Raw genomic sequence first — 963 nt, 5'->3', positions numbered from 1 at the left:
GTACCAAAGTAATCATCATCTAATGTATCTTCTGTCTCTGTACTTTCAAAGGTATCTGTTAAGACGACTCCTTCAAAAGGAATATACCCTTCTTCATCACCATTTATTTCATCAAAGGTTGATTCAATGTTAATGGCCGCAATGTAATAGCTTAACAAGACAATTTCATTCGCATGTAATTCTTTCATGAACTTACGTGTGATATCAGCTAACGATATTTCTCCAGCATCCATTTGTTCTTTTAGGTAAGTCGATGTTCGAACAATAAACGTCCCCGTACCTGTAAACGGATCTAAAATATGCACATCTTTACTCGCTAAAGCTTTTCCAAAGTGTTTTTTTAGAACATCATCAACGGAATGAACAATGAAATCGACCACTTCAATTGGGGTAAAGACAATCCCTAATCTTTCAGTCGTTGCTTTAAAAGCAGTTTTGAAGAATTTATCATACAAAGTAACAATAATTTTTTGTTTGTGCTCTGCTTTTTCAACACCTTCAGCTCGCATTCTGACAGATTCATATAAAGGCTCTAGGTTTTCTTGTTCTTTGGCAAAACCAGCTTTTTCTAGCTCTGATACAATCGATTCCATCGCTTGGGAGACAGGGTTTTGATTTACAAAACTATATTCCGAAAATAGTGCCTCAAATATAGGTTTTGTAATTAAATGCTGTGAGAGCATTTCCGCAGCTTGATTTTCATCAATACTTTCGTTGATATTATGTTGTAATGATGAAACGAACTTTTTAAATTCTAAACTAATCGGATCTTTTTTATCTGATAACTTATTTTTAATCCAGTTAATTTGACGTTCTGCTATTTTAGCAACATCTTTCGACCAATTCTCAAGATATTTACGATCTCCAACTTTTTGAACAATTTTACCAAAAATAGCACCTTCAAATTTATCCCACTCAAACTCAAGTTCCGTTTGGAAAGGAGCATTTTCAGTAGTTTTATCT

General features: G+C 33.9%; 1 protein-coding gene. It reads right to left on the bottom strand.

The window, feature by feature from the left end:
• Positions 1–963, bottom strand: a 963-nt coding sequence (locus ACTQ40_RS10535; RefSeq protein WP_441564118.1) for an N-6 DNA methylase, incomplete at both ends; no start/stop codon positions are given.

Source organism: Collinsella sp. Sow4_D11 (assembly GCF_052116465.1).
Classification (GTDB): domain Bacteria; phylum Actinomycetota; class Coriobacteriia; order Coriobacteriales; family Coriobacteriaceae; genus Collinsella.
The sequence above is the reverse complement of the archived record's forward strand: the minus strand, read 5'-3'. Positions and strand labels throughout refer to the sequence as shown.